26 protein-coding genes are annotated in these 25,624 nt (G+C 59.3%); 12 read left to right on the top strand and 14 right to left on the bottom strand.

Going from position 1 to position 25,624, the window contains the following annotated elements:
* From FHJ80_RS00365 to FHJ80_RS00350, 4 genes are all read left to right on the top strand, one after another.
* A partial coding sequence (locus FHJ80_RS00365; protein ID WP_139525653.1) for an RHS repeat-associated core domain-containing protein occupies nt 1–915 on the top strand: 915 nt, incomplete at its 5' end.
* Nucleotides 903–1,217 (top strand): hypothetical protein, encoded by a 315-nt coding sequence (locus FHJ80_RS00360; protein WP_139525097.1) that lies wholly within the window; start codon nt 903–905, stop codon nt 1,215–1,217. The genes FHJ80_RS00365 and FHJ80_RS00360, both read left to right, overlap by 13 nt.
* Nucleotides 1,218–1,426: 209 nt before the next feature.
* Complete coding sequence (locus FHJ80_RS00355) at nt 1,427–1,666, top strand: hypothetical protein (protein WP_139525096.1); 240 nt, start codon at nt 1,427–1,429, stop codon at nt 1,664–1,666.
* A gap of 178 nt (nt 1,667–1,844) precedes the next feature.
* Nucleotides 1,845–3,041 carry a homoserine O-acetyltransferase gene (locus FHJ80_RS00350; RefSeq protein WP_139525095.1) on the top strand — a complete coding sequence of 399 codons (1,197 nt, stop codon included), beginning with the start codon at nt 1,845–1,847 and terminating at the stop codon, nt 3,039–3,041.
* 63 nt (nt 3,042–3,104) lie between these two features.
* Here the strand turns inward: FHJ80_RS00350 and FHJ80_RS00345 are convergent, their stop codons facing one another.
* Both FHJ80_RS00345 and FHJ80_RS00340 read right to left on the bottom strand, forming a co-directional pair.
* Nucleotides 3,105–3,800, bottom strand: a complete 696-nt coding sequence (locus FHJ80_RS00345; RefSeq protein ID WP_139525094.1) for an aspartate/glutamate racemase family protein — start codon at nt 3,798–3,800, stop codon at nt 3,105–3,107.
* Between the two features lie 65 nt (nt 3,801–3,865).
* Nucleotides 3,866–4,519 carry a DsbA family oxidoreductase gene (locus FHJ80_RS00340; RefSeq protein ID WP_139525093.1) on the bottom strand — a complete coding sequence of 218 codons (654 nt, stop codon included), beginning with the start codon at nt 4,517–4,519 and terminating at the stop codon, nt 3,866–3,868.
* A 98-nt stretch (nt 4,520–4,617) separates the two neighbouring features.
* Here FHJ80_RS00340 and FHJ80_RS00335 point away from each other — a divergent pair, with 98 nt between their 5' ends.
* Nucleotides 4,618–5,034, top strand: coding sequence for a hypothetical protein (locus FHJ80_RS00335; RefSeq protein WP_139525092.1), 417 nt, complete (start codon nt 4,618–4,620; stop codon nt 5,032–5,034).
* 41 nt (nt 5,035–5,075) lie between these two features.
* Here FHJ80_RS00335 and FHJ80_RS00330 read toward each other — a convergent pair whose 3' ends face one another.
* The gene (locus tag FHJ80_RS00330) at nt 5,076–6,038 is read right to left on the bottom strand and encodes a ribonuclease Z (protein WP_139525091.1); all 963 of its coding nucleotides are present in this window, start codon (nt 6,036–6,038) and stop codon (nt 5,076–5,078) included.
* Nucleotides 6,039–6,161: 123 nt separating this feature from the next.
* On the opposite strand from FHJ80_RS00330, the gene FHJ80_RS00325 reads away from it, so the two are divergent.
* Together FHJ80_RS00325 and FHJ80_RS00320 are read left to right on the top strand one after the other, a co-directional pair.
* On the top strand, nt 6,162–6,407 hold the full coding sequence (locus FHJ80_RS00325; protein WP_139525090.1) for a type II toxin-antitoxin system CcdA family antitoxin: 246 nt from the start codon (nt 6,162–6,164) through the stop codon (nt 6,405–6,407).
* Nucleotides 6,407–6,724, top strand: a complete 318-nt coding sequence (locus tag FHJ80_RS00320) for a CcdB family protein (RefSeq protein ID WP_139525089.1) — start codon at nt 6,407–6,409, stop codon at nt 6,722–6,724. Before FHJ80_RS00325 ends, FHJ80_RS00320 begins: the two co-directional genes overlap by 1 nt.
* Nucleotides 6,725–6,778: 54 nt before the next feature.
* Here FHJ80_RS00320 and FHJ80_RS00315 read toward each other — a convergent pair whose 3' ends face one another.
* The 11 genes from FHJ80_RS00315 to FHJ80_RS00265 form a co-directional block, all read right to left on the bottom strand.
* Nucleotides 6,779–7,072, bottom strand: coding sequence for a HigA family addiction module antitoxin (locus FHJ80_RS00315; RefSeq protein ID WP_096922277.1), 294 nt, complete (start codon nt 7,070–7,072; stop codon nt 6,779–6,781).
* Entirely contained in the window at nt 7,072–7,350 is a 279-nt protein-coding gene (locus FHJ80_RS00310) for a type II toxin-antitoxin system RelE/ParE family toxin (RefSeq protein WP_139525088.1), read from the bottom strand. The genes FHJ80_RS00315 and FHJ80_RS00310 overlap by 1 nt, the downstream gene beginning before the upstream one ends.
* Nucleotides 7,351–7,745: 395 nt before the next feature.
* Nucleotides 7,746–8,489, bottom strand: coding sequence for a hypothetical protein (locus tag FHJ80_RS00305; RefSeq protein ID WP_139525087.1), 744 nt, complete (start codon nt 8,487–8,489; stop codon nt 7,746–7,748).
* A gap of 100 nt (nt 8,490–8,589) precedes the next feature.
* Entirely contained in the window at nt 8,590–9,420 is an 831-nt protein-coding gene (locus FHJ80_RS00300; RefSeq protein ID WP_139525086.1) for an abortive infection family protein, read from the bottom strand.
* A 68-nt stretch (nt 9,421–9,488) separates the two neighbouring features.
* Nucleotides 9,489–10,403, bottom strand: coding sequence for a hypothetical protein (locus FHJ80_RS00295; RefSeq protein ID WP_139525085.1), 915 nt, complete (start codon nt 10,401–10,403; stop codon nt 9,489–9,491).
* 257 nt (nt 10,404–10,660) lie between these two features.
* A complete protein-coding gene (locus FHJ80_RS00290) occupies nt 10,661–11,527 on the bottom strand; it encodes a hypothetical protein (protein ID WP_139525084.1) in 867 nt (288 codons plus the stop codon).
* The gene (locus tag FHJ80_RS00285; RefSeq protein WP_255303811.1) at nt 11,524–12,801 is read right to left on the bottom strand and encodes a hypothetical protein; all 1,278 of its coding nucleotides are present in this window, start codon (nt 12,799–12,801) and stop codon (nt 11,524–11,526) included. Before FHJ80_RS00285 ends, FHJ80_RS00290 begins: the two co-directional genes overlap by 4 nt.
* On the bottom strand, nt 12,798–13,427 hold the full coding sequence (locus FHJ80_RS00280) for a hypothetical protein (RefSeq protein ID WP_139525083.1): 630 nt from the start codon (nt 13,425–13,427) through the stop codon (nt 12,798–12,800). Before FHJ80_RS00280 ends, FHJ80_RS00285 begins: the two co-directional genes overlap by 4 nt.
* Nucleotides 13,424–17,083 (bottom strand): ATP-binding protein, encoded by a 3,660-nt coding sequence (locus tag FHJ80_RS00275; protein ID WP_139525082.1) that lies wholly within the window; start codon nt 17,081–17,083, stop codon nt 13,424–13,426. The genes FHJ80_RS00280 and FHJ80_RS00275 overlap by 4 nt, the downstream gene beginning before the upstream one ends.
* A gap of 104 nt (nt 17,084–17,187) precedes the next feature.
* Entirely contained in the window at nt 17,188–18,210 is a 1,023-nt protein-coding gene (locus FHJ80_RS00270) for a histone deacetylase family protein (RefSeq protein ID WP_139525081.1), read from the bottom strand.
* Nucleotides 18,207–18,899 (bottom strand): GntR family transcriptional regulator, encoded by a 693-nt coding sequence (locus FHJ80_RS00265; RefSeq protein ID WP_139525080.1) that lies wholly within the window; start codon nt 18,897–18,899, stop codon nt 18,207–18,209. The genes FHJ80_RS00270 and FHJ80_RS00265 overlap by 4 nt, the downstream gene beginning before the upstream one ends.
* 212 nt (nt 18,900–19,111) lie before the next feature.
* Here FHJ80_RS00265 and FHJ80_RS00260 point away from each other — a divergent pair, with 212 nt between their 5' ends.
* The 5 genes from FHJ80_RS00260 to FHJ80_RS00240 all read left to right on the top strand — a co-directional run bounded on the left by FHJ80_RS00260 (nt 19,112) and on the right by FHJ80_RS00240 (nt 25,624).
* Nucleotides 19,112–20,668, top strand: a complete 1,557-nt coding sequence (locus tag FHJ80_RS00260; RefSeq protein WP_139525079.1) for an ABC transporter substrate-binding protein — start codon at nt 19,112–19,114, stop codon at nt 20,666–20,668.
* An 89-nt stretch (nt 20,669–20,757) separates the two neighbouring features.
* Entirely contained in the window at nt 20,758–21,735 is a 978-nt protein-coding gene (locus FHJ80_RS00255) for an ABC transporter permease (protein ID WP_139525078.1), read from the top strand.
* Complete coding sequence (locus FHJ80_RS00250; protein ID WP_058579887.1) at nt 21,732–22,565, top strand: ABC transporter permease; 834 nt, start codon at nt 21,732–21,734, stop codon at nt 22,563–22,565. Before FHJ80_RS00255 ends, FHJ80_RS00250 begins: the two co-directional genes overlap by 4 nt.
* A gap of 9 nt (nt 22,566–22,574) precedes the next feature.
* Entirely contained in the window at nt 22,575–24,206 is a 1,632-nt protein-coding gene (locus FHJ80_RS00245) for an ABC transporter ATP-binding protein (RefSeq protein ID WP_139525077.1), read from the top strand.
* A gap of 35 nt (nt 24,207–24,241) precedes the next feature.
* Complete coding sequence (locus FHJ80_RS00240) at nt 24,242–25,624, top strand: FAD-binding oxidoreductase (RefSeq protein ID WP_139525076.1); 1,383 nt, start codon at nt 24,242–24,244, stop codon at nt 25,622–25,624.

Genomic DNA, 25,624 nt, shown 5'->3' with positions numbered 1-25,624 from the left:
CCGCGCATCAGCAAAACCGTGCGCCACCCCGACGGCACCACCGCCACCACCCACTACGGCTGGGACGGCGACCGCATCGTCCGGGAAGAGACCGACCAACAGCGCACCACCGTGGTGTATGAGCCGGGCAGTTTTGTGCCGATGCTGCGTATTGAAGATACCCCGCAAGGCCAACGCCTCAGCGCCTACGTCACCGATGCCCTGGGCACCCCCATGCAACTGGTCAACGCCCACGGCGAGACCGCCTGGCAAGCCCAGCCCCACGACTGGGCCGCCACCCAACACGAACGCGGCCACACCGCCCAACCCATCCGGTTCCAGGGCCAGTGGCACGACGAAGAGAGCGGTCTCTACTACAACCGCCACCGCTATTACGACCCACAGCAGGGGCGGTATATTAGTCAGGACCCGATTGGGCTCCAAGGTGGGATGAATTTATATGTTTATGTTAACAACAACCCTATTGGTTACGTAGATCCCAAGGGCTTAGAAACAGTTGTAACCATATGGCAGCCAGTTGGATGGGGGGCGTCATCATTTGGACATGTGTCTACGAGCATTAATGATACGACATACTCATTTGGTCCGAGTGGGATGTCCATCTTGCCTACTGAAGTTTACCTTGGTAACAATGCTTTCCGAAGTGGCGTTGGAACTACGCTTAATCTTTCTTCAGAGCAAGAGTCGCAATTGCAGAGCTGTATGAGCAATTTTAATGATTCATACAACGCATTGAAAAATAACTGTGGCGCTCCAATACAGAACTGTTTAAGAGAGCTTGGCCATGACCTCGGCGGGAAGTTATTACCGGTATCACTTGGTAACTCGCTGCTTGACTCCGAGCTGGCGAAAGAAGTTGAGTTTTATCCGCAAACAATTCCTGCTACAGGGACCAGTGCGCCATGGGCCAAATGATACGGAATTTTATTTTTGGAGGTGTTGCAGTTTTTGCTGCAGCAGGAATCATGAGCTGTAAAGATAATCCAGAACTTTTTTTAATAGCCGAAGCGCCGGTGGCTGTATATGAGGACTATCCATCTGATGGCCCACCTCGTGCAAGTGTTATTGGTATGTTGGAGGAAGGTGAGGTTGCTTCAGTAATGCACACACGTTATGCAAAAGACGCTGCATATTATAAAGTTAAGCTTGATAGCGGTATTGAAGGATATGTGGGGTGGGGTGGCGGTTTTAGAATTACACCTGTAGAGCATAATTAAATAATGCCTGAGCTTTACGTTAGTCACAGCATCTTTGACTGGCGTGGTGTAGACACTGAAGACCGGAGCTACATGAGGGAAGCCAATTCCTTTTGCAATGGCCCCAGGGCTTGCTGACTCGGGGTCGCGACTTCTATAGATAAGCGTTCGCGACGACCACAGCCACGTATGGTTGATTAGCGGCACCGTGTAGATGGCGCGGGGCGGGCATGGCAATGCAACACCAGCTGACCGCCAACGGCGCGCCTAATGTCAGCCAGTTTGGCGATCTTCCCGCGTTACACTGGCACACCTACGACAGTTGCCACCTGCACGACCTCAGCGCCCCCGCTCTGGGCTTGAAGATCGCGCGAGAAAAAAAGACAAACAATAAAAACGCTACTAATTTGTCGTCCGGCCTCTCACTTGACACATTTGAAGGCTCCATATACTCCATGCAAGCACCGTAAAAGCGCGATACTCCCTCATGGCGCTCTACGATGACTCTCCCTGTCACTGGGGCTTGCCTGTACGCAGCCATCACCAGCCCCCCTCTGCCCCACACCCCGCTCATGCGGACTATGCTGAGAAGGTGGCTGCCCCGCGTAGCCCGACAACAACCACAATAACCTTCAAAAAGGAAAGCGCATGCGACGCAAGCAACCCTATACGCTCGTGGCGGTAGCCTCGTTCACCAGCCTTGGCCTGCTGTTGGCCACACCCTTATGGGCCTGGGATGGCCTAGTCGAGAAGCAGACATTCGAGATGGAGAGTTTTACCACCCAGGGCGGCGAGACGATTCCCAACGTGACGATCGGCTGGGAAGCCTACGGTGAGCTAAACGAGGCTCGCGACAACGCGATTCTGATTACCCACTTTTTCTCTGGCACCAGCCACGCCGCAGGCCGCTACAGCGCCGATGGTGAGCCCACCGGCTACTGGGATGCCATCATTGGCCCTGGCAAGCCACTGGATACCGATGAGTACTACATCATCTCTTCCGATACGCTGGTCAACTTGGGGGCGAATGACCCGAACGTGATCACCACCGGGCCAGCCTCCATTAACCCCGATACTGGCGAGCCCTGGGGCATGGATTTTCCCGTGGTGACTATTCGTGACTTTGTCGAAGTGCAGCGCGCTCTGCTGGAAAGCCAAGGCATTGAATCGCTGCATGCGGTGATGGGTGCTTCCATGGGTGCCCTGCAGGCCATTGAGTGGGCCAGCGCCTACCCTGAACGCGTTGAGCGGTTGATCCCTGTGATTGGTGGCGGCGTGGCCGACCCATGGCTGCTGGCCACGCTAAGCGCCTGGGCCGCGCCGATTCGCCTGGATGCCCACTGGAACGAAGGCGACTACTACGACGGAGAGCCGCCCACCGATGGGCTAAAGGAGGCGCTGAAGCTGGTCACGCTCAATGCCAACCACTGGCAATGGGCCAACGAAGCGTTCAACCGCGATTGGGCAGATGACGCTCGCGACCCCGCCAAGGATATCAACGCTCGCTATGCCATCGAGCAAACCCTGGATGACATCGCAGGCGCACGGGCGAAGCTCTCCGATGCCAACCACCTGCTCTACTTGGTGCGCGCTAACCAGACCTTCATGGCTGGCTACGGCGACTCGCTGGAAGCGGGGCTGGCCGCCATCGAAGCGCCCACGCTGATGCTGTATAGCGAGAATGATTTGGTCTTCGCCCCCGAAGGTGTACGCCGCACCGCCGAGCTGATTGAAGCCGACGGCACCGAGGTAATCCTGGAAACGCTGGAAGGCAACCGAGGCCACCTGGATGGCGTCGTTTCCATCGAGCAAGCCAGCGATACACTGCGGGAGTTTTTGCAGTAAGGAAGAAAGCGCTGGCCTCTTTGAGAAGCCAGCGCTTAAAAATGTCACTACACAGGCGTCTGACTAACCATGCTCCAACGCCCACTGCACCGCCTGCGCTGCGTGGAGCTCGGTGGTATCGAACAGCGGCACGCTCGTATCCGCTTGCTGAATCAACAGGCCAATCTCTGTACAGCCTAAAATCACGCCCTGCGCGCCGCGCTCAGCCAGCGAAGCGACGATATCCAGGTAGTCAGCTTTGGCATCTGCCTTCACTACGCCCAGGCACAGCTCTTGATAAATCACCGAATGCACGCGCTCGCGCTGTGGCTCGTTGGGCACCACCACCTCGATGCCGTGACGCTGCAAGCGCTCGATATAAAACGCCTGCTCCATAGTAAACCGCGTGCCGAGCAGCCCCACGCAGGTAATGCCCTGCTGCTGCAGCACCTGGGCCGTGGCATCGGCGATATGCAGCAGCGGAATGAAGACCGCCGCTTCCAGCGGCTCAGCCACCTTGTGCATGGTGTTGGTACACAGCACCAGAAAATCGGCCCCGGCGGCCTCGACCGACTTACCCGCTGCCGCCAGTATCTCGGCGGTGGCCTGCCAGTCGCCCTGGTGCTGCAGCGCCTCGATCTCGGCAAAATCGACGCTGTATAGCACCACTTTGGCCGAATGCAGCCCGCCCAGCGCATCGCGCACATGCTGGTTGATAAGGCGGTAGTAGATTTGCGTGGACTCCCAACTCATCCCGCCGATTAAGCCAATCGTTTTCATCGTGACTCCCTTCAAGCTCGCGGGCCGCTGGTGATGCCCTATGAATGACCGTGCATCCGGCAACCTTAGCCGCTAGCGTTCTCTTCGGCCACTTGGCGCAGCGCATCCACCAGCACATCAGCAGGCTGGGCACCTGAAATCAAATAACGCCCTTCGAGAATGAACGCAGGCACGGCGTTGACCCCTGCCTGCCGAAAACGCTGCTCGGCCTCACGCACTTCGTCCGCGTATTGATCAGAGCGGGCGATAGCCTCGGCGGTGTCGCCGTCCAGCCCCACCTCGATGGCCTTTTCGCGAAGCACCTCGGGGTCAGCGGGATTTTTCGCTTCACCGAAATAGGCCTCGAACAGCGCCAACTGCAGCGCTGTCTCTTGGTGTTGGGTTCCGGCCCAAGCCAGCACGCGGTGGGCGGCAAAGGTGTTGTTCGCCCGGCGCTCCAGGGCTCCTTGGAAATTTAGTCCAAGCTCCTCGGCCACCGCCATAATCTCGCGCTGGGACTGCTCCATGCTGGCAGCATCCTTGCCGTACTTGCGGCACAAGTGCTCCAGAATCGGCTCGCCTTCAGGCGGCATATCAGGATTCAGCTCGAAGGGCTGCCAGACCAGCTCGACGTCGATTTCACCCTCGAGCGTCTCTAGCGCCTGCTCCAAACGCCGGTAGCCAATGGCGCACCACGGGCAGGCCACATCGGAGACTAGGTCGATTCTTACCTTTTGCATCATGGAACTCCTCTTCGACATATTCCAACATTCGATCCAACTGACAGCATGGTACGTATATATAGTGAGTAACGGCAGTACCGATTACGGAGGCCACCATGGAAAAAGCCGCGTTAGCACTCATCGCCGTGTTGCTACTAAGCGGGTGCAGCAGCAACACCGCGTCATCTAGCGCGCCTGCTCCGGATACGGCAACCGAGCAACACCCGCCCCACCATCAGCTAACCGATCAATGGATTGGCCGATGGACCGGCGTAGAAGGGTTATTTCTGGCCATCAGCAAAAACGAACCTGCAGGCCCCGGCCACTACCTACTTGAAATGCAGTATGGCCTGGATGCTGATCAACGCGGCACCTTCGAAGGCCAAGCAACCGCCGAGGGTATTCGCTTCAACCGCGAGGACGGCCAACACTTGCTCCGAGCTGGCGATGGCGAAGCCACCGGCATGAAATGGCTATTGGAAAAGGAATACTGCCTGGTAGTTAAAACAGGTGAAGGCTACTGCCGCGACTGATCTACCCGGTGGGCTATCAAGACGTGGCACGGTGACATCGGCTATTCGTACGGCAGTTCAGTCAACTGGCCTACCTTATCCAAGCTGTATTCGCCAAAATCCCGCGCCATGTAGAGCGCGCCTGAATAGACGCTTTGCGCCTCTTTGCGGATATCCTCAATGGAGGGCGAGGTATGGGAGATAAGCGGATAACGAGGGCTGAAGTGGGTGAGCACCAAGTTGGGCAGCTTGATGGCTTGAGCAAACGCCGCCACCTGCTTGCCGTAGCTATGCCCTATCTCACCGGCCTTTTCGGCCATCTCTTCGGTGTAGGTGGCTTCGTGCACCAGCACCTGCGCCCCCGCGCACGCCTGCGCCAACAGCTCGGGCCGGTCGTTGTCTCCGGCAATCACCACCTTTCTCGGGGTGTGTTTGAACAGCAGGTAATCCTGGCTGCGCAGCGGCTTGCCTTCGAACGTTACATCCACGCCCTGCTTCAACTGCCCCCACAACGGCCCTCTGGGAATGCCATGCCGATCTAATGTATCCACATCCAGGGCGGCCTCCACGTTGCGCTCGGTGAACGCATAGGCGTAGCACGGCACGCGATGGGAAAGCGCAGACGTTGCCACCGCCATGTTCTCGAACTCGATGCTGGGCAGGTCATCGGAGCAGATGAACTCCAGCGCGAAGGGCAAGCAGAGCTGCGTCACCTCGCACGTCGCCTCCAACCAAGTTTGGATACCCTTGGGTGCCACAAGGGTCAGCGGCGCCGTACGCCCGCCCATTGCTGCACTCGCCAATATGCCCGGCAGCCCGTAGCAGTGGTCACCGTGCATATGGGTAATCAGGATGGCCTTCAACGAATGAAACGACAGCTTGGTGTGCAACACCTGATGCTGCGTGCCCTCCCCGCAATCGATCAGGTACCAACCCTTGCCTTTGCTCTCGCGCAGGGCGATGGCGGAGACGTTGCGTTGTTTGGTGGGCACACCGGCGGAAGTGCCGAGGAAGAGTAGGTTCATATCTTATTGGCGAGTCAACAATGAGCGTGAAGGGGTGACGTTCGAAGCAACGAGGCGTGCTTGAATGCGCATTACCATGCGCATAAAATCAGACGATACATCAAGAGCCACCAGGAGACGACGATGGCCGAACTCTACGATGCAGCCGCACCCAAAAAAGCAGCGAACCTCTCAATCAATAGCGACCTGCTGCGCAGGACACGTGAATTGAACATTAACTTGTCTGCCACCCTGGAGCGAGCGCTGAAAGAAGAGCTTGCCAAATGCGAAGCACAACGATGGGTCGAAGAAAATCGAGCTGCGATAAAAAGTTATAACAATTTTGTCGAACAATACGGATGCTTTGGCGACGAATTCAGGGAGTTTTAATGGCACAGTTCGATGTATACCCTAATCCAAGCAAAACCAGCAAAGCGCACTACCCCTACCTTGTGGATGTGCAAAGCAGTTTGCTAAGCGAACTGGCCACTCGCATCGTCATCCCGCTGGGCAACCGTTCCGCCTTCGGCAACGACACCCTGCAAGGACTCACTCCGGAAATCAGCTTTGGCGATCAGGCGCTATTGCTGTTAACGCCACAGATTTCGTCGGTGCCTGAAAAACATCTACAGAATCCCATCGGCTCTCTCTCGCATGTTAGAGACCAAATTGTCGGAGCTCTGGACCTGGCGATCACTGGCTTTTAACACTGGTAGGGTGCGGCAACCTCATGGAGGCAAAGCCGCCATGTCAAACGCTTATCAAGCGGCGTTAAATTCCAGTGGATGGAGGCCATCCAGATTGACCGTACTCCGCGCCACCCAGAGATCATGCATATCCTGCATCGCCAACCAGCTCTCAGGGCTACGCCCCAGCACTTTGGAAAGGCGCAGCGACATTTCCGGGCTAATGCCACTTTCTCCTTTGAGCAGCCGGGACAACGTGGACGGTGAAACGCCCAGACTCGAAGCAAGCTGACGCGAGCTAATGCCAAAGGGTTCCAGATACACTTCCCGAATAAATTCACCAGGATGCGGCGGATTATGCATCGTCATTAGTGATAATCCTCATAATCAAGAATGTAGGCGTTGCCGTCCTGAAATTCGAACGTCATACGCCAATTTCCGTTCACCCAAATCGACCATCGCCCTTTGTCTTTCCCTTTCAATGGGTGAAGCCTAAAGCCAGGGATGTTCATATCTTCGACTGAAGTGGCGGTATCCAGAGCAAGAAGCTGCATACGTAGCTTCTTGGCATGATCCGGCTGTATGCCAGCGGTGCTGCCAGTCGAGTAGAACCGTTTCAGCCCTTTGTGCCGGAATGATTTAATCATGAAGAAACCATAGCATGATGCGCACCGCGCAACAACCGTCTAGCGCTCATCGCCAAAATTGACATCAGCAATGCTTGTCCGAACATTGAGCACATCGATCAATAAGGCCTAACAGCGAGGTTTCATGCGGTACGGTATCAAAGAAAAGCTTTGCCGATGATGCTGGTCTTGCAACAGGTCTACATCTCGGGCTGGAGCGGGTGCTGGTAATTCAACACCGCCATGACGTTCTGATCGTAGCTGTAAACCTTGAAGCGCGGCATGCCGACAACTCTCCGTTTGCTTTCCCGATCCTACCAAAACCTGGCTGTCAAAGGTTTTTTTCTACAGCCTCAACGCCAAGCTCAGTCGTGGCAGACCCGTCGGCTGCAGCGTCATGTTGGACGATTTCCCGTTCATCCATTAGCAAACCACTTTTCTCGATCCAGAAAGTCTCGATGCGTATGGTAGTGCCTCAGTTCTCGTGCCGGCCCCTCTACCTCCTCGCGAACATGGCGCTTAGCATCATCATCAAGGAAAGAGGCAGAATTGATGAACTCTTCTACAAGGTTAGGAAGTGACGGATCTGATGACCTTCCTCGCAAACCTCGAACCTTCTCTCGATATGCTTCGGCTAGCTCAATCCCAGGTGAGGTGTGCTCACTCGCTCCCACCTTCTGAAGCTCCCTCCCCATGAAGGCCTCGACCGCTACCTCTAGGGGGTTAAGTACCGGCCGGGAAAGATCAATCAGGTTGAAGCGATGCCAATCTACCTTCGCCTTTTCAATCTGCTCAGGTCGAACTCCGCAAGTGCGAAGCTCTGACTGTATCCGCTCCATAAGTTCATGCCGCTGCCGCCTAGGCATCTGACCACCAATGCGGTTGGCGCGGGCGACGTTGGAGAAGAGCATCTCTGCGATAGGAACGGTTATAGCTCTCAGTTGATACAGTGTCTTGTCCGCCTCCTCTATTTTGCGCTCAAGCAGTTCCGCCTCCAGCCCGAAGCCCTTGAAACTCTTGAAATCACGAAGGAAAACAAAGATCAGGCAGAAAACTGCAGCCCCGTACGTCGCGCTCGCACCGGCGACGTTGGCGAGGAACGCAAGGTAGGAACCGACGGCGAGAAGCAGGAGGGCTGACAGAAAAAGCACTACGTGCAACTTATCTTACTCCATTGTCCAACGCCACAAGCAAGCGCGGCTTTGTAGTGAGGGTGAAGCCGGAACGGAAAAGCCGTCGCCTTGATTTGCATTGTTAGCATTACGCTCTAACCTTTCTCTCATCCCAAGTCTCCAGTACAAAAAGTGCGATGGTATGAGCGGAATGGATGGCTAACCGTGCATGACGTGGCTTTAGATTGTATATTTTGCGGCCTTGCCCATGAGCGGAGCTTGCATGGGTTCTGAAAGCACCGATTCCGTCAACTACTGACAGTACGCCGGATAGAATTTTCTTGAGATCATCATCTTCCAAAGCGGCAGGATCAAACCCCAAGTCGGCACGCACCACCTTCCATACATTTTGAAGATCCTGCTTCTGGGGCACAACTAGCTTTTCATCGGCAATATACGTCTTGAAAATGGATTCAAGAATATTGCATGCAGCGGATACAGCCTCTCTAGGCTCTGAATTTACATTCGCAAGCGCACGATTAAATTCTGCATCAATAGAAGGAATATCTCGGCCTTTAATCAATTCAGCTAGCGACCGGCTTGGAGCGGAACTTCCGTCGGAAATAATCCCACCAGTGAGGTAGGTAAGATTGCATCTAGAAAGAATCGCTTCCAGCTTCTCTTTGAAATCCCTTTTTACATCTACGTTCGGGCCTCCAAACCAAGAAGGTGCGATATCTTCTACCTCAGGCAGTTCCATATAGCACTCGACAAGTCGTCCGAGGACAACCAGGGGGTAGTCTGATTCTTTATTGACTCGACGAAGCCATGCTTGAACTTTAACAGGCTTCGAACCATCAGGCGGCTCGCCTGGGGCTTCGGCATATGAGAATAAATTATCTAGGCTAGCATGCGTTTCATGGACAGCCATATTTTCCGACAACACGGCTATTACTGGAGCTGGAATTTTCTTTCTCATTAAATTACTCGTAATCTCTCATGGAATGCTAACGCCGCATTCAGCGGCTTGTCCGCTGCAATGCTTTGTTAGGCACGTGCCAGCATCGAAGCATGTTTGTGATAACATTTCTTTCTGATTCCTTCCTTTTCTAGCACTTCCTTAATTAAAGAGAATTCGACATTCTTAACTTTGTATTCCTCTTTTAGGATATGCCTTAGATAATGATATGCATCCTTGCATGGCGGATAATCAAGAGTGTCTTTTTTCAAAATTCTTTCGATTGCAACAAACCGCACAATGTACTCATAGCCAACCATTTCAATTAATTTTCTATTTATCTCTGAAGCTAGGCGATAACACACATCACTGTAGGTTATGGCGTGATGAGGCCTCAAATCAATTTTTTGATTATCTTTGACTGTTGGTGGTGGTGATAATTTATTTCCTGGATTCACTGTTGGCCAATTCTCAATTGCATCAAGAAAATCATCTGAAACTGAAAGTTCAGTTAGCTCTTTGTTAGCTTTTCCCATTTGATGAACTACACAATGTCGTGCGACATTATAGAAATGATAAACAGGTAGTAGATATTTGATGTTTTCAGTACCCCAGCCAAAAGCAGCAAATAACCTGGTAGCTGTTACACCATATGATGCTGGATCTAGCTCAACAGGATCTTTCACTTTGAATTCGCTATAAGAACCTGATATTTCGTCTAGAAAAACCTCAAACGAGGAATAAACCCTCATTAGAGCTGACTCGGTAAGTTGAAATTTTAAATCTTCAATCTCCTTGTGTGGATCTACATAATTTGTAGGGTACCAGCGCTCACCTGCACCTTTGATCAATTCGGCAATAAGATCAGATAACTCCTTGGAGTCAGTACTTGTATTCGACAAGTGATTAAGAGCTGTCACCGACAGTTTCACGTACTTATTCAAATCTATATGAAATTTAGCAAAGCCTCTTAAATGCGATGATGTGGCTTCTGACGTGTCCATTGTGTATCTCTCAATTCCTTACTGCCTAACAGTGATTATATGGAAGTCTGCATAAGTCCAATAAACCTGACCGCTCATTCATTGAGGTTATGTAGCCAGCTCCATCGACTCTATCCCACTGATTCGCCTGAAGGCAAAGGGAAAATAGGCGGCATATCCAACATTCGCATGCTGGTGCGTTTTGCTCTGCCCTTCATGCCGCCAAAAACGCACTGCACGGCTGATGCTCCACGCCAAACCAGCCAAGAAGCAAGCCATTAGCCAACCCCCACCGCCACCAACTCCCCCTCAAACCACTGCTGTTTGAGGCCGCGCTGTTTTTCCAGCAGCGTGAGGTAGGGCCTTAGCGGGTGTTGGGGCGGTAGGCTGACGTGGAGTTGGCGCAGGCGCCGTTGGTAGGGGAGCTGCCCGGTGGGCTGGTGCAGGGGGGTGGCGTGTTGGGTGAGCCACGCGATGTCGGGGAGCAGCAGGTGTGTGGCACCGCTGTCGAGCGCCAGAGTAACGCCCTTGGCGTCGAAGTCGCCTGCGTAGAGGTGCGGCCTGCGGGTTTTGCGCCATACCTCGGCCAGGTGGGCGAAGCCGCCGCCGTAGTGGCGGTCGCCTCGGTAGGCGATGAGCGGGTTGGCGTAGCCGCTGAGGGCGCTAATGTTCGGGTTGAAAGCGTAGAAGCTGTCGAGGTTTTCCACCTGCACCAGCGCGCCGAAGGCCCCCAACGTAAGGTGGCGAACGTCCACGTCGCGACTGCAGCGCGGCTCGCTTGCAAGCCCCAGAGTGGGCTGGGGCGGCAGGCTGAGCAGTACGCGCCAGGCGCGGGGGCCTTCGCGGGTGGCCTTGTCCTCCTCTACGCCCTCTTTGGCCTGGGCGGCACTGCTCAGGCCGCTGAGCGAGCGGCCCAGCGGGGCGAGGTGGGCGCTGGCCAGAACGCTATCGATCTGCGCCAGCAGCTCGGCGTCGAAACGCAGGGACTGACTGGAAAGCCGCATGCCGAGGTCAATATCCTGCTGGCGGCACCAGGCGACGACGTCGTCTACCCACTGGCGGCGGGGCTTCTCCACCGTGGGCTGGCGGTTGAGTTCCCGGGCCACGCCGTTGAGCCCTGCCCGTGCGCGGCTGGGCAGGTTCATACCGCCACCGCCAGGGCCACATCGTGAATCAAACGCAGGTCGTTATAGGCGCTGGCCTTGCTCTCCTCTTGCTGCAGGCGGAAGGCCTGCTGTTCGCTGCGCGGCAGGCCCTGGTATTCGGCAATCACCTGGAACAGCCAGATTTCATACGCCCACTCCAGGCCGCTCTCTTGCAGATACGCCAGGGCGCTGACCGGCTCGGCCGGGGGCTGGTCGAGCACTGCGAGGTAGAAGCGCTCGACGTCCAGCTTGAGGGCCTGCTGGCGGGCGGCGGCGAGGCTCTCTTCGGCGATCTGCACGGCGTTGGCCACGGCGACGTTTTGTGCGGCGTGGCGCGGGGCGGGCAGTTCGTGCAGCAGCTCGGCCAGAACGCGGGTGTCCAGGGCGCGGTCCAGCGCGGGGGCGGCGGCGGCGTTGAGCGGTGCGGCGCGGTTGAACAGCGCGGGCACCTCGCTGCGCTGGGCGTAGTTGCCGGGCACGAAGCCCGGGTGTTCGCGCAGGAAGGCGGCCATGCCGGTCATCAGGCGGCTGCGGGCCTGCTGCTTGCGGAAGCGGGCCATGAGTTCGATCAGCCGCCGCTGCACTTCCCGCAGGCTGGTGTAGTGGTGGCTCAGGCGGTTCTGGAGCTGGCTGATGAGCAGTTTGCGCAGGCTGCCGTCGCTGCCCACCAGGGCGATCAGCTCGTCGAAGTCGATCAGCGCGAGGCCATCGAGCAGGCGCACGATCTGCTTCTGGGCGCGGTCGTTCTCGCGGATCTTGTCGTTGAGCTGGCTGACGAAGCCGAAATCGCTGTTGAGCCGCTGCCACAGGCTGTCGATGGCGTCGGCAAAGCGGCCGTTGAGGTCGTCCACCTCTTGGCGCAGGCGCAGTAGCTGCTGCTCCTGGCGCCAGTGTTCGCCCTTGCTGCGGGCTTCCCGGTAGCTATCTACCTGGGTGCGAATCAGCTCCAGGGTTTCGGCCACGTCGGCATTGACGTGGCGGCGGGTTTCGTCGGCGAGCATTTCGGCAATCAGGTCGCGCACCTTGGGCGATAGTTTGACGCCGCTCTGCTCGTCGGGCCGCCATAGCACCCGGGCGGCCAGCAGCTTGCGCAGCGCGCCGTCGCTCAGGCCTTCCAGCGGTACGTCGTCGCGGGTGTAGGCCTGCATCAGCCGCTCGGCGTGTTTGCCCAGCAGCGCCAGGCGCTCCGCGCCGGTCTTGAGCAGGCGGCTCTCCAGCTCGCTCACGCCACTGCCCGCCCCATTGCCTAAAGCACTATTCTCACGCCGACTCACAGCAGGGCCTCCTGGGTGCCCATGTCCTCGTCGGCATCGATGGGCAGGTTCTCTTCGTCGCGGATGAAGCGCACTACGTCCACCAGGTAATCCATCTTGCCCGTCACCACGAACACCTGGCGCTCGCTGTGGGGCTGCATCAGGTAGCCGTGCTCTTTCAGCCGTTTGAAGATCTGCTTCACCTGGGCATCCAGCTGGTCGCTCTGGGAGCCAAAGAAGCTGTCCGTGGCCAGCCGTTCCAGGCGCTCGCGCAGGCTCTGGTTGTCTTCGCACTTGGCGCTGAACTCGGCGGGCTTGAGCACATCACCAGGGGCGGCCAAGGCGTCGCGGCCCAGCGCTTCCTGCACCAGTTGCAGCCACTCCAGCATGGGCAGCAGGCTGTTGAGGGTGTCGGCGAGCTGGCGGGAGAGCTGCTCCCGGGCGGTGTCGTTGAGCTGCCGCCAGGCCAGGAAGTAGACGCTAGCATCCTCGTTGCTGGCCAGCCGCCGATTGAGCGGGCGCAGGTAGGCGTCGATGGCCTCGCGGGTCTCTTCGTTGGCCAGGTGGCGGTAGGCGTTCTCTTCACTGACGGCGCAGATGAAGTCGCCGGCCAGCAGGCGTTCGAGCAGGGGGCCGTGTTCGATCATGCGCTCACCTCCTGTTGGCGCTGCTTGATTTTCTGCGCCAGCGCGCTGAGACGCGGCTCGATACGCTTGAGCTGGCGCTGTTGCTGGGCGTCCCGTTCGATGAGGTAGCGGTTGGCGAACAGCAGCAGTACGTCGGATTCCGGGTTGGGGAAGGCCCCGACGATATGGATGCGGTTGCTGTCGCAGGCATCGAACAGTTTTTCGACATTGTGGTAGGCCAGGGTGCCGATCTCATCGATGGGCCAGTGGATGGCGATGTGCGCATCGCCCCGCAGCAGGCGGGTAAACGCCAGCAGGAACTTGCACAGAATCAGATACGCCATGCCATGGCTGGAGGACTCCAGCAACTGGCGGTCGTTCTTGATCACCAGGTCCGTGCCGCCTTCGTTCAGGTGCAGCTCCAGGCGCAGCAGGCTTTCGAAGCTGTACTGCTGGTCGCTGCGCAGCAAATCGACCACGTCGGCCAGGGCGTTGAGGTAGTCGTCGCTGGGCAGCGTCTGGCCGGACTCCCGCCACGCCTTGTAGCGCTGGGCGAACAATTTGAGCGGTTCCCAGAAGCCCAGCTCGTCGATGGTGGATTGAATGCGCACTTCCGCCTTGGTGATGCCTTCCAGGCGCAGGTCGTCGGCGACCTCTTCCGAAAGCCGACGGCTCTGGGCGCTGATGCGCCGGTTCAGGTCGCGGAAGACGATGAAGAACTTGTCCAGGTCGTCGCTGAGGTTGCGGCCTTCCTGAATCAGCTGCTGCTGTTGGTCTTCCAGCAGTTTGAGCATGCCGCGTAAAAGCGGCAGCAGTAGCCGTGGGCTGTCGCTGGGCAGCTTGTCGCGTTCGCTCTGCAGGGCATCGGCAAAGCCGCTGCTGGCGTCCTTGATCAGTTGGCTTTCCACCTCCAGGCAGCCACGCCGCAGCTGCTCTAGCTGCTGGTGGCGGCTGGTCAGCGCTTGGCGGGTACGTTCGATGCGTTCGTCCACATCGCCCACGCTAGCTTCCGCTGGCGCACCTTCGGCCACCAGCTCCAGGCTTTCCAGCTGGTTGAGCAGCGGCGTGAGGGTGTCCAGGGTGCCTCGGGCGCTATCGCGCTGGGCCTTCAGGCCGTTCACTGCCTGCTGGTGGGCCTCTCTGGCAGCGTGGAAGGCGTTTTTCAGATGCGCTTTATCGCGTTTGAGCTGCTGGTCGCGCTGGGCCAGTTCGGCCTCTTCCGCTACCAGCTGCGGTTTGTGCTGGCCCCACTCGATGCGCATGAAGCGCTGGTACTCGGCCAGTTCTTCCTGGCGGGCGGCGGTTTTACGAATGCGCTCGTTCTGCGCTTCCAGGCGAGTTCGGGTGGCCTTGAGCTGGGCGGGGTCGACGCCCTGCTCGGCCAGTTCCTGGCTGAAGGCTTCTTCCAGCTCGGCGCGCTGGCGCTGGTGTTCGGCGTTGGCATCGCTGAGCTGCTGTTTATAGGTGCGTAACTGGGCATCCAGGCCATCGAGCTGGCTCTGGGCGTCGGCCTTGAGTTCCAGCAGCTGGCCCTGGTGTGTCTCGGCCAGCTCGGCCAGGGCGTCGCGCTTCTCGTCGCGCAGCTCGGTTTGGGCCTGCTCCTGGCGGGCCAGGGCGGCTTCGATGTGGGCACGGCGAGCTTTCTGGCTTTCCGCGTGGCGGGCCTGCTGCTGGCGGCGCGCTTCCAGGGCGTACTCCACCTCCTGCTCGGCGCGCTGGTGGGCCAGGCGGGCGGTGTCCTGGGCTTCATCGGCCTGCTGTACCCGCTCGTTGTGCTGCTTGAGGGCCTTTTCAGCGGCGGTGCAGGCGCTCTGGGCGCGGGCCTTGGCGCTCTCGGCCTCTTCGATGGCGGCCAGCAGGCTGGCTTCGTCCTGAGCATAGTCGGGCAGCGCAATGGCGGAAAGATCCAGTGTCAGGCCGAACAGGTCGTCGCTGGCACTTTCCGCTAGCTGTGGGGCGAGGTCGCGGCGCTCCAGCAGTTCCGGGGCGATCACCTTGCCAAGCTGCTGTTCCCAGCCGGGGCGGTGGTAGCGCAAAAAGTGGCGCAGGCTGCCCTGCTCGGGGGTCTGCTGCTGGTAAAGGGTGTAGCAGTGCTGCTCGGCGCGCTCCCGCTGCTGGCGGCACTGCACGAGATGCTGTTCGGCGGTGTCGCGCTCGCGCTTGTGGGCGTCCAGCTCGCGGCGCAGCGCTTCCAGGGTGGTGGCAGCGGCACTGCGGGCCTGCTGGGCATCGTCCAACCGCGCCTGGGCCAGCTCGGCTTCCTGGGCTTCTTCGCGGGTTTGGCTGGGCATGGCCAGCTGGGCCTTCAGCTCGGCCAACTGCTCGACGCCTAGCTCCAGCTGGGCCTGATACTCGCTCTCCAGCCGCTGGCGGGCCTGCTGATAGCGTTCGTTGTGCTGCTGTTCGGTTTGCCACTGCTGCTCGCGGCGCTCGGCTTTCTCCTCCACCAGCGCGTCGATCAGTTCCTGGTTCTCTTGAGTCTGACGGGCGAGGTTTTCAGAGAGTTCGCGCAGTCGGCCATCCAGGCGCGCCTGGCTTTCCTTGACTGCGTCCTGCATCACTTGCAGGTGTTGCTGCAACTGGTCGCGCTGTTCGCGCCACTGGGGCAGCGCGTTGATGTCCCGCTCCAGGCCGGGCATGTCGGCATCGGCGTACTGCTCGAAGCGGGTTTGCAGGTCGTTGAGGCGGTGCTGGGCGTGCTGCAGCTGGCTTGCCACTTCGCTGTGCTGGTCGTTGAGCGTATCCCGCCGTTCGCCGTAGGCCTGCTCTTCGGCCTGAAACTCCCGCTGGTGGCGGTTGAGCTCACCTTCCAGGTCGGCGACCTGCCGCTGGGCCTGTTCGCGGTCGGCGGCCAGCTGGGGTTTGAGTTGCCACAGGGTGGTGTCGAGCTCGGCCAGCTCGCGGTCGATGCCGGAGAGTTTGACCAACGCGGCCTGCAGCGGCTCCAGGCGCATGGATTGGCGCATCTGGTGAATCCACTCGCGGGCCTTGGCACTGCGAATGCGGGTAACCGGCAGCTCGACGCCGTCCTCTTCGAAAATCGCCGCCAGCATGGTCTTGAGGGTGTCCATCTTGCCCTCTTTGGCGTGCACCGCCGAGACCAGCTTTTCGATATGGCGAATGCGCCGCTCGGGGTTGACCAGGCTGAACTGGGCGGCGATCTGGCGCAGCTTCAGGCCATCGCGGCTGTTGCCGTGGAGCTGGGTAAAGTCGTTCTGAATCACCGAGCGGAACTCGGAGGTGGCCCCCAGCTTGGGCGACATCGGCGTGCCGCTGCGGCGCAGCCCGCTGGCCCACTGGGTGTAGTCCAGCGCCAACGGGCCCTGCTCGGTGTCGACCAGGTAGTCTTCCGGGCGGTAAGGCGCGCCGACGAAGCGATACTCCACGCCGCCTTCCTGCTTGCGGGTCAGCACCGCCTGGCACACGTTACCCGCTTCGCGGCGGTATTCGTATACCAGGTAGCTGTTGCGATGGGGCAGATAGAACGCATCGAATTTCATGCGGGTTTTCGGCACCACCTTGTTGGGCAGCTCGCCGTAAAACACCGGCACCAGCCGCTGGAGCGTGGTTTTACCCGACGCGTTGGTGCCGCAAATATTGGTGTGGCCGTCCACACTGAGTTCGACCACGCCGTTCAGGTGGCCGTGAATCATCACGATGCGTAGCAGATGCGCCATGCCGTGTCCTTGATCGTTTAACGTCCGAAAACGCTATCTTGCCAGACACCTCCAGCGCTTGTCTTACTCTTCTCTAACGTGCGGGGGTCATCTCCAGGTCGCTATCAACGGCGTGCTCGCAACCCCTCAAAAAAGCTCACCGCGTTGGCTTCCAGCCCTTCCAGGTAGTAGCCGCCTTCCTGCACGACCAGGGTGGGCACGTTCAGGCTGGCTACCCTTTGGCCAAGTTCTGCAAACCCGGCGGTAGAGACGGCCACTTTGGCTTGAGGGTCGCGCTCGTAGATATCGAACCCCAGCGCCAGTACCAGCGCGTCGGGTTCGAACAGGCGAATGGCCTGGCAAGCGTCCGCCAACCTATCGAAGAACACTGCTTCTTTTGATCCGTGCGGCATGGGCAGGTTGAGGTTGTAGCCCAGCCCTGCCCCTTTCCCGCGCTCCTCTTCGAAACCGGAGACCGCCGGGTAGAAGTTGGTGGTATCGCCATGGATGGAGATGTAGAGCACATCGTCGCGCTGGTAGAAAATCTCCTGTATGCCCTGACCGTGGTGCATGTCCGGGTCGAGCACGACGATGCGCGGAAACCGCGAGGTGAGATGCTGAGCCGCAATGGCGGCATTGTTGAGAAAGCAGAAACCACCCGCTGAGTCGATGCCCGCGTGGTGGCCCGGTGGGCGTGATAATGCATAGGCAAACCGATCTCCAGCCAGCAACGCCTCGGCACCCGCCACGGCACTTTGCGCCGACCAGTACGCCGAGTGCCAGGTGTGCTGCCCCACCGGCGCGCTGCCATCGGCCAGGTAGCGCGCCGCTTCGGCCAGGATGCCGCGCAGGGCGTTGGGCGAACGCACGAAGATATTGGAGATCACCTCCTCCCCCCAATCCTCGCCCACCGCCTGCCAGCGCCGATGGGCGCTTTCCAGAAAACGCAGATAGGGCAGCGAGTGCACGGCCCTGATCGGCCCCACGCCGTGATCCGCAGGACTCCGAATATCAAAGCCCAGCCGCTTGGCGGCGGCCAGCAAGTGCATGGCGCGTTCGGGCACTTCTTGAGGCGTGCGCATTTTGCCCCGGGAGAAGTAGGTCTGCGGATGATGAAGCGCCTGATCCGCGTGAAAGAACGTCTTCATGGTAAGGGGGCTCCGCTGTCGCTCACCCCTTTCACCACGAAATCGCGGGCGACGCCGATGTGGTAATCGATGGCATCGCGGCACGTGGCCGCCTGGCCACTGGCTAGGGCATCCAGCAGCTTGAAATGACTGATGGCGATGGTGTCGGGGGCTTCGTGGGTCTTGGTGATGAGCGTGATACAGAGCCGCAGCTCGTGGGTCAGGTTATCGAAGGCGCGCAGCAGCCGCTCGTTGCCTGCGTAGTGCAACATGAGGCGGTGAAACTGCAGGTCTTCCTCGATACGGCGCGTCCCGTCGTTACTGGCGGCCGCCTCGCACAACACCTCTACTTGTTGCTTCAATGCGCGCTCAGCCTCGCCGCTGTAACGCTCGGCCAAACGCTGGATGGCGTGCCGCTCCAAGCACAGCCTCAGATCGAAGACGTCTTCCAGTTCAACGGCATTCAACGCCCGGACGAAAAACCCCCGCCGTGGTTTCGAGATCAGCAGGCCGCGACTCTCCAGCAAACGTGCTGCTTCACGCACAGGTGCACGACTCACGCCCAGGTCTTTGGAAAGCTGGACTTCTGACAGGCGCTCGCCGGGTAAAAAGTGCTGCTGAATAATCGCTTGCGTTAAGTAATCGGCCACCTGCTCGACAAGGTTATGCTGCTGAATGTAGGTATTGGGCGCTGCTAGCGGAGGGGCCATAAAGTGCACTCTCGATCATTCATATACTGCTCAGTATGACAAAAAAGGGCTCTTTGTCGACGGCCGATTGACGACTGTCGACAGTTTAACCAAGCGCTGCTATGGTCAAAGAGGACCTCCAACAAACATCACAATCGGTCTCAACCGTCACGCCTCGCTCGCCTAACGACGACGTAAACACATTACGTGCTAATAACCGAGGAGCAGGAAACATGAAGACACCACTGGCTTTGGCCATTACCGCTGCAGCGCTTGCCCTTTCCACCGCCGCCACGGCACAAGAGCCCCAATCGGGCGGCACCATCGATACGATCATTCAGCCTGAGCCGCCGGGCCTGGTGCTGGGCATGATTCAAAACGCCCCTACCCGCACCGTCGCGGGCAATATCTATGAGGGGCTACTGCGTTACACCACGGATTTAGAACCCATGCCGCAGTTGGCCGAGTCGTGGGAGGTCAGTGACGATGGGCGAACTTACACGTTTCACCTTCGGGAAGACGTGACCTGGCACGACGGTGAACCCTTCACCGCCGATGACGTAGTGTTCTCCGCCGATGTTTTCCACCGTGAGTTGAATCCCAGCGCGCGGGCCGTGTTACAGCATGTGGAAAGCATCGAGGCCACCGACGACCACACGGTGGTGTTCACACTGACGGAGCCATTTGGGCCTTTCCTGATCTCGTTCGAGGCGGGCACATTCACCATGGTGCCCGAGCACCTCTACGCGGGCACCGACTTCCGTAATAACGAGCATAACGATCACCCGATTGGCACGGGCCCGTTCAAGTTTGCCAACTGGGAGCGCGGCACCGTCATCGAGCTGGTCAAAAATGACGACTACTACGAAGAGGGGCTACCCTATCTGGATGGCGTCAACTGGCACGTGATTCCCGATGGCGGCTCCCGCGCGGTGGCGTTCGAAAACGGTACCATCGATGTCTTGCCCAGCGGCACCGTGGAAAACTTCGATATTCCGCGCCTGTCGGCCATGGATAACGTCTGTATGACCGAAGAGGGCCACGAGTACTTTAGCCCCTTCGCCATGCTGTGGATGAATAACCGCGAAGGCCCGACCGCCGACAAACGCTTCCGCCAAGCGGTCATGTACGCCATGGATCGCGAGTTTGCCAAGGACGTGCTGTGGAACGGCCTGGGCAACGTACCACTCTCGGCGTTTGGCTCTAACGCGCGTTTCCAACACGACGACCTGGAGCCCTACGATCACAATCCTGAGCGTGCCCGCGAGCTGCTCGACGAAATGGGCTACGACGGTGAGGAGATCACCATCCTACCGCTGCCCTACGGCGAGACCTGGACCCGCTGGGCCGAAGCCGTGCAACAAAACCTGCGTGAAGTGGGTATCAACGTCAGCACCCAAGCCACCGACGTGGGCGGCTGGAACCAGCGCCTGGGCGATTGGGATTACGACCTGGCCTTTACCTACCTTTATCAGTATGGCGACCCGGCATTGGGGATTTCACGCACTTACCTGTCCGACAACATCGCCAAGGGCTCGCCCTGGAATAACGTCGAAGGCTATGAAAACGAGCGCGTCGACGAACTTTTCAACGCGGCCGCCACCGCCTTCCCCGATGAAGAGCGTGAAGCGCTGTACCACGAAGTACAGGAAATTTTGCATGAGGATGTCCCGGTCGGCTGGCTGATGGAACTGGGTTTCCCGACGCTGTACCGCTGTGATGTGAAAAACCTCGTCACTTCGGGCGTGGGGGTCAACGACGGCTTTAAAGATGCTTGGTTAGATCGCTAGGCCAAGCCACCCAGGTAGCGCGAGCTGCCTGGGTTTTTTAGCTATCGCTCGTTAGCTATGTCTCGAAGGTATCCGCCAGGAAACGACTTATGGTTTATGCGCGCCTCGTTCTGATGCGGCTGTTCAAAGCCGTGATTGTGCTGTTTCTCATCGTCATTTTTAACTTTTTACTGATTCAAATGGCGCCCGGGGACCCGGCCGCCATTCTGGCGGGCGAAGCCGGTGCCGCCGACCAGGAGTTTCTCGACCAGTTGCGCGAGCGCTTCGGGCTCGACCAGCCGATGTACGTGCAGCTTTGGCGCTATGTGTCAGGTATCGCCATGCTCGATTTCGGCTACTCCTACCGGTTGGGCGTGCCGGTGTTCGATCTGATCATGGATCGCTTACCTGCCACCCTGCTACTCACCGGCACCGCCTTCGTACTCTCGCTGGTGTTGGGCATCGTGGCCGGCTCCATGGCGGCCGCCCGTGTCAAGAAACCGTCCGGCTCGCTGATCATGGCGTTAGCGCTGGTGTTCTACGCCACGCCGCTGTTTTGGGTGGCGCTGATGTCGGTGGTGGTGTTCTCGGTTTACCTGGGCTGGCTGCCCGCCTACGGGCTGTATACCGTGGGCGCGGGCCACACAGGGTTTGCGCTGGTGCTCGATGTGGCTAAGCACTTGGTGCTCCCCGCCACTACGCTGGCGCTATTTTTCATGGCGATTTATACCCGCATGACGCGCACCTCCATGCTGGATGCCGCTCAGCAGGATTATGTCAAAACGGCGCGGGCCAAAGGGCTCAAGCCGGGCGTCATTCAGCGCCGCCACGTGCTGCGCAACGCCCTACTGCCCATCATTACGCTGGCGGGCCTGCAGGCCGGGCAAATGGTGGGCGGGGCGATCCTGACCGAAACCGTGTTTGCCTGGCCCGGTATCGGCCGCCTGATGTTCGAAGCGCTGCAGCAGCGTGACTACAACCTGCTGCTGGGCATTTTCTTCTTCTCGGCGGCGCTGGTCATCGTCTTCAACATCATCACCGACGTGGTGTATCGCCTGGCCGATCCGCGTATCAAGGGGGCGTCATGAGCTTTTTCGCACGCTTTGCGCAGAACCGTGGGGCCCTCGTGGGGCTGGTCATTCTGCTGCTGATGATTGCCATGGCGGTGCTGGCCCCCGTGCTGTTTCCTGAATCGCCCTGGCGCATGGTGCAGCGGCCTTTTTTGCCGCCGTTCTCCCAGGAGGGCTTTTTGCTGGGCACCGACACCATGGGCCGTAACGTGGCGGCGGGCCTGATGCACGGCGCGTGGGTCTCGCTATTGATCGGGCTGGTATCCACCTGCGTTGCTTTATTGATTGGCGTGCCGCTTGGGGCCATTGCCGGTTACTACGGGGGCTTGGTCGACGACGCGCTGATGCGCTTTACCGAGTTCTTCCAGACGATTCCCAACTTTGCCCTGGCCATCGTGCTGGTGGCGATCATGCAGCCCAGCGTCACCTCGATCGTCCTGGCGATTGCGATTGTCAGCTGGCCGCCGGTGGCGCGTTTGGTGCGCGCGGAGTTCATGTCGCTGCGCAACCGCGAGTATGTCGAAGCCGCCCGCTTGGTGGGCCAGTCCAATAGCACGATCATCCTGCGCCAGATTCTGCCCAACACATTATCGCCGATTATCGTGCTGGCCTCGCTGATGGTAGCCACCGCGATCCTACTGGAGTCGGCGCTGTCGTTTCTCGGTTTGGGCGATCCCAACGTGATGTCCTGGGGCTACATGATTGGGGCGGCGCGCACGGTCATTCGTCAGGCGTGGTGGCTAAGCTTCTTCCCCGGTTTGGCCATCCTCCTGACGGTGCTCGCGCTCAACCTGGTGGGCGAAGGGCTCGACGACGCCCTCAACCCGAAACTTTCCCGCGAACGCTAGGAGCTCGCCATGACGGATGTCACTACAGAAACGGTTCTCAGCATTCGCGAACTGAGCATTGCCCTCCCGAAAGGGGCCGACCGTGCACTCGCGGTCGAGGGCGTTAGCTACGAGGTCATGCGCGGTGAAATCATGTGCGTGGTGGGTGAATCGGGCTCCGGCAAGTCGATGGCGGCGAACGCCATCATGGGCCTGCTGCCCAAAGGCGTGAACGCCACCCAGGGCGAGGTACTGTTCGAAGGGCAGGATCTGCTCGCTATGACGGAAAAGCAGCACCGCACCCTGCGCGGGTTGAAAATCGGCATGATTTTCCAAGAGCCGATGACCGCCCTGAACCCGCTGATGCGCGTCGGCGCACAGATTGCCGAAGTATTCGAAGCCCACGGTCAGCTTACCCCCAAGGAGCGCCAGGCCCGCGCGCTGGAACTACTCATCGAAGTCGGTATTCCGCAGCCGGAGAAAGCCATTCGCGCCTACCCGTTCGAGCTTTCCGGTGGTCAGCGCCAGCGAGTGATGATCGCCATGGCGCTGGCGCTGGAGCCCACGCTGCTGATTGCCGATGAGCCCACCACGGCGCTGGATGTCACCACCCAGGCGCAGATTCTGGCGCTGATTCGCGACCTACAGCAGCGGCGCGGCATGGCCGTGATGTTTATTACTCACGATTTTGGCGTGGTGGCCGAGATTGCCAGCCGCGTTTGCGTGATGCGCCACGGCAAGATCGTCGAACTGGGCGACGCCCGCTCGGTGCTGGAGAACCCTCAAGACGCCTACACCCAGGCGCTGATTGCGGCCATTCCCAGCAATGCGGTGCCGCCCCACCGCGACATCGGCCAGGTCGCACCGCTGCTGGAAATCAAGCGGCTGCAAAAAGTGTTCCGCTCGCGAGGCGGCTGGTTCAAGCCTGCCCGTGAAGTGCATGCGCTGAATGACGTATCGCTCACGCTCGCCCGGGGGGAAACCGTGGGTATCGTGGGCGAATCCGGCTCGGGGAAATCGACCCTGGGCCGCTGTGTGGTGCGTCTGGAGCACCCGGATAGCGGCGAGCTGCTGCTGGACGGCGTCAACCTCTCGCAGCTAAAAGGCGACGCGCTGCGCCGCGAGCGCCACCGGGTGCAGATGATCTTCCAAGACCCCTACGCCTCGCTCAACCCACGCACTAAGGTGGGCATGGCGATTGCCCAAGGGCCGATGGCCAACGGCACGCCGAAGGCCGCCGCACTGAAACAGGCAGGAGAATTGCTCGATATGGTGGGCCTGGGTGCCAGCGCTGTGGAGCGCTATCCCCACGAATTTTCCGGCGGCCAGCGCCAGCGAATCGGCATCGCCCGAGCGCTGGCGCTCGACCCGGAACTGATCGTCGCCGACGAAGCCGTCTCCGCCCTCGACGTCTCCATTCAAGCCCAGGTGCTGGAGCTGCTGGAGGAACTGAAACAGCGCCTGTCGCTTTCGCTGCTGTTCATCACCCACGACCTGCGCGTCGCCGCTCAGCTGTGTGACCGCATCGTGGTAATGCAGCACGGCCGTATCGTCGAGCAGGGCAGCGCCGAGCAGATTTTCCTCGCCCCGCGTGAGGCGTATACCCAAGACCTGCTCGACGCCATTCCAGGCCGCGAAGCGCCCGTGGCCGCCACCGCGTGATTGACAAAATGGACACGATAGGCGAAGGAACCCACATGCAAATACCCCTGAAAACGCTGCGTGCCATCGTCGGCGCGCCTCATGTATTGACCGGCGACGATGTGAGCAGTCGGCGTGAGGATTGGATGACCGGCGCGCCCTGCCAAGCAGGCGCCATCGTTCGGCCGGCGGATACCGAACAGCTCTCGGCGGTGATGCGCGCCTGCCATGAGTCAAGGCAGCCAATCGTGACTCACGGCGGTTTGACGGGGCTGGTGCACGGCGCCGAAGCATGCCCCGACGAGCTGGTGATTTCCCTCGAACGCATGACGGCCATCGAAGAGATAGACCGCGTGGGCGGGACGCTGACCGTGCAGGCGGGGGCACCGCTGCAGCGGGTGCAGGAAGCCGCCAGAGAGGTAGGCCTGCAGTTCCCGTTGGATTTGGGCGCGCGGGGCAGTTGCACCATCGGGGGCAATATCGCCACCAACGCTGGAGGCGTTCGGGTGATTCGTTACGGCATGATGCGCCAACAGGTGCTGGGGCTAGAGGCCGTCATGGCCGACGGCCGGGTGGTCAGCTCCATGAACCGGATGCTGAAGAACAACGCCGGGTTCGATTTAAAGCAGCTCTTCATCGGCAGCGAAGGTACGCTGGGGATCGTTACCCGCGCCGTGCTGCGCTTGCAGCCCCCGACACCTTTTGAACAAACCGCCATGGTGGCCTGCCCCTCCTTCGACGCACTGACGGGGCTGCTCAGCCAGATGGGGAAAGCGCTGGGCGGCAGTTTGGGTGCTTTCGAAGTCATGTGGCAGAACCACTACCGGTTGCTGACGGAAACGCTTGGCCGCCACGCTCCACCGATTGCCCCTGAGCACCCTTTCTATGTGATCACCGAATCGCTAGGCAGCGACGCCGAGCGTAACGCTACCCAGTTTCGTGAAGCCCTGGAAGGCGCGCTGGAGAGCGAGCTGATCGTCGATGCCGTCCTGGCGCAGTCGAGCACCCAGCGCGACGGCCTGTGGGCGATACGCGAGGATATCGAAGGCCTGGTCAAAGGACTTGCCCCCGTATTGACCTTCGATGTCAGCCTGCCGATTGCCGAAATGCAGCGCTATACCGATGCGCTGGAAGCGCAGTTGACCCAACGCTGGCCCGATGCACGGCTGGTGGTGTTTGGCCATTTAGGCGATGGCAACCTGCATATTTCCGTCAGCGCGGGCAGTGCCGAGCTGTCGGTTCGCCGCGAGGTAGAGGCCATGGTCTATCGACCGCTGGCCGCGCTGGGCGGCTCGGTCTCTGCCGAGCACGGTATCGGCCTGGAGAAACGTCCCTGGCTCAGCACCTGCCGCTCTACCGAGGAAATCGACCTGATGCAGACGCTAAAGCACGCGCTTGACCCATACCGGCTACTGAATCGCGGTAAGATTTTAAGTTAA

The organism is Halomonas sp. BL6, from assembly GCF_006228115.1.
In the GTDB taxonomy this organism is placed as follows: Bacteria; Pseudomonadota; Gammaproteobacteria; order Pseudomonadales; family Halomonadaceae; genus Vreelandella; species Vreelandella piezotolerans.
This window is presented reverse-complemented; position numbering and strand designations above follow the sequence as displayed.

Excerpts from the sequence above, each read along its gene's own strand:
- FHJ80_RS00360 (WP_139525097.1), top strand. The coding sequence starts at position 903 with ATGGGCCAAATGATACGGAATTTTATTTTTGGAGGTGTTGCAGTTTTT.
- FHJ80_RS00355 (WP_139525096.1), top strand. The coding sequence starts at position 1,427 with ATGGCAATGCAACACCAGCTGACCGCCAACGGCGCGCCTAATGTCAGC.
- FHJ80_RS00350 (WP_139525095.1), top strand. The coding sequence starts at position 1,845 with ATGCGACGCAAGCAACCCTATACGCTCGTGGCGGTAGCCTCGTTCACC.
- FHJ80_RS00345 (WP_139525094.1), bottom strand. The coding sequence starts at position 3,800 with ATGAAAACGATTGGCTTAATCGGCGGGATGAGTTGGGAGTCCACGCAA.
- FHJ80_RS00340 (WP_139525093.1), bottom strand. The coding sequence starts at position 4,519 with ATGCAAAAGGTAAGAATCGACCTAGTCTCCGATGTGGCCTGCCCGTGG.
- FHJ80_RS00335 (WP_139525092.1), top strand. The coding sequence starts at position 4,618 with ATGGAAAAAGCCGCGTTAGCACTCATCGCCGTGTTGCTACTAAGCGGG.
- FHJ80_RS00330 (WP_139525091.1), bottom strand. The coding sequence starts at position 6,038 with ATGAACCTACTCTTCCTCGGCACTTCCGCCGGTGTGCCCACCAAACAA.
- FHJ80_RS00325 (WP_139525090.1), top strand. The coding sequence starts at position 6,162 with ATGGCCGAACTCTACGATGCAGCCGCACCCAAAAAAGCAGCGAACCTC.
- FHJ80_RS00320 (WP_139525089.1), top strand. The coding sequence starts at position 6,407 with ATGGCACAGTTCGATGTATACCCTAATCCAAGCAAAACCAGCAAAGCG.
- FHJ80_RS00315 (WP_096922277.1), bottom strand. The coding sequence starts at position 7,072 with ATGACGATGCATAATCCGCCGCATCCTGGTGAATTTATTCGGGAAGTG.
- FHJ80_RS00310 (WP_139525088.1), bottom strand. The coding sequence starts at position 7,350 with ATGATTAAATCATTCCGGCACAAAGGGCTGAAACGGTTCTACTCGACT.
- FHJ80_RS00300 (WP_139525086.1), bottom strand. The coding sequence starts at position 9,420 with ATGAGAAAGAAAATTCCAGCTCCAGTAATAGCCGTGTTGTCGGAAAAT.
- FHJ80_RS00295 (WP_139525085.1), bottom strand. The coding sequence starts at position 10,403 with ATGGACACGTCAGAAGCCACATCATCGCATTTAAGAGGCTTTGCTAAA.
- FHJ80_RS00290 (WP_139525084.1), bottom strand. The coding sequence starts at position 11,527 with ATGAACCTGCCCAGCCGCGCACGGGCAGGGCTCAACGGCGTGGCCCGG.
- FHJ80_RS00280 (WP_139525083.1), bottom strand. The coding sequence starts at position 13,427 with ATGATCGAACACGGCCCCCTGCTCGAACGCCTGCTGGCCGGCGACTTC.
- FHJ80_RS00275 (WP_139525082.1), bottom strand. The coding sequence starts at position 17,083 with ATGGCGCATCTGCTACGCATCGTGATGATTCACGGCCACCTGAACGGC.
- FHJ80_RS00270 (WP_139525081.1), bottom strand. The coding sequence starts at position 18,210 with ATGAAGACGTTCTTTCACGCGGATCAGGCGCTTCATCATCCGCAGACC.
- FHJ80_RS00265 (WP_139525080.1), bottom strand. The coding sequence starts at position 18,899 with ATGGCCCCTCCGCTAGCAGCGCCCAATACCTACATTCAGCAGCATAAC.
- FHJ80_RS00260 (WP_139525079.1), top strand. The coding sequence starts at position 19,112 with ATGAAGACACCACTGGCTTTGGCCATTACCGCTGCAGCGCTTGCCCTT.
- FHJ80_RS00255 (WP_139525078.1), top strand. The coding sequence starts at position 20,758 with ATGGTTTATGCGCGCCTCGTTCTGATGCGGCTGTTCAAAGCCGTGATT.
- FHJ80_RS00250 (WP_058579887.1), top strand. The coding sequence starts at position 21,732 with ATGAGCTTTTTCGCACGCTTTGCGCAGAACCGTGGGGCCCTCGTGGGG.
- FHJ80_RS00245 (WP_139525077.1), top strand. The coding sequence starts at position 22,575 with ATGACGGATGTCACTACAGAAACGGTTCTCAGCATTCGCGAACTGAGC.
- FHJ80_RS00240 (WP_139525076.1), top strand. The coding sequence starts at position 24,242 with ATGCAAATACCCCTGAAAACGCTGCGTGCCATCGTCGGCGCGCCTCAT.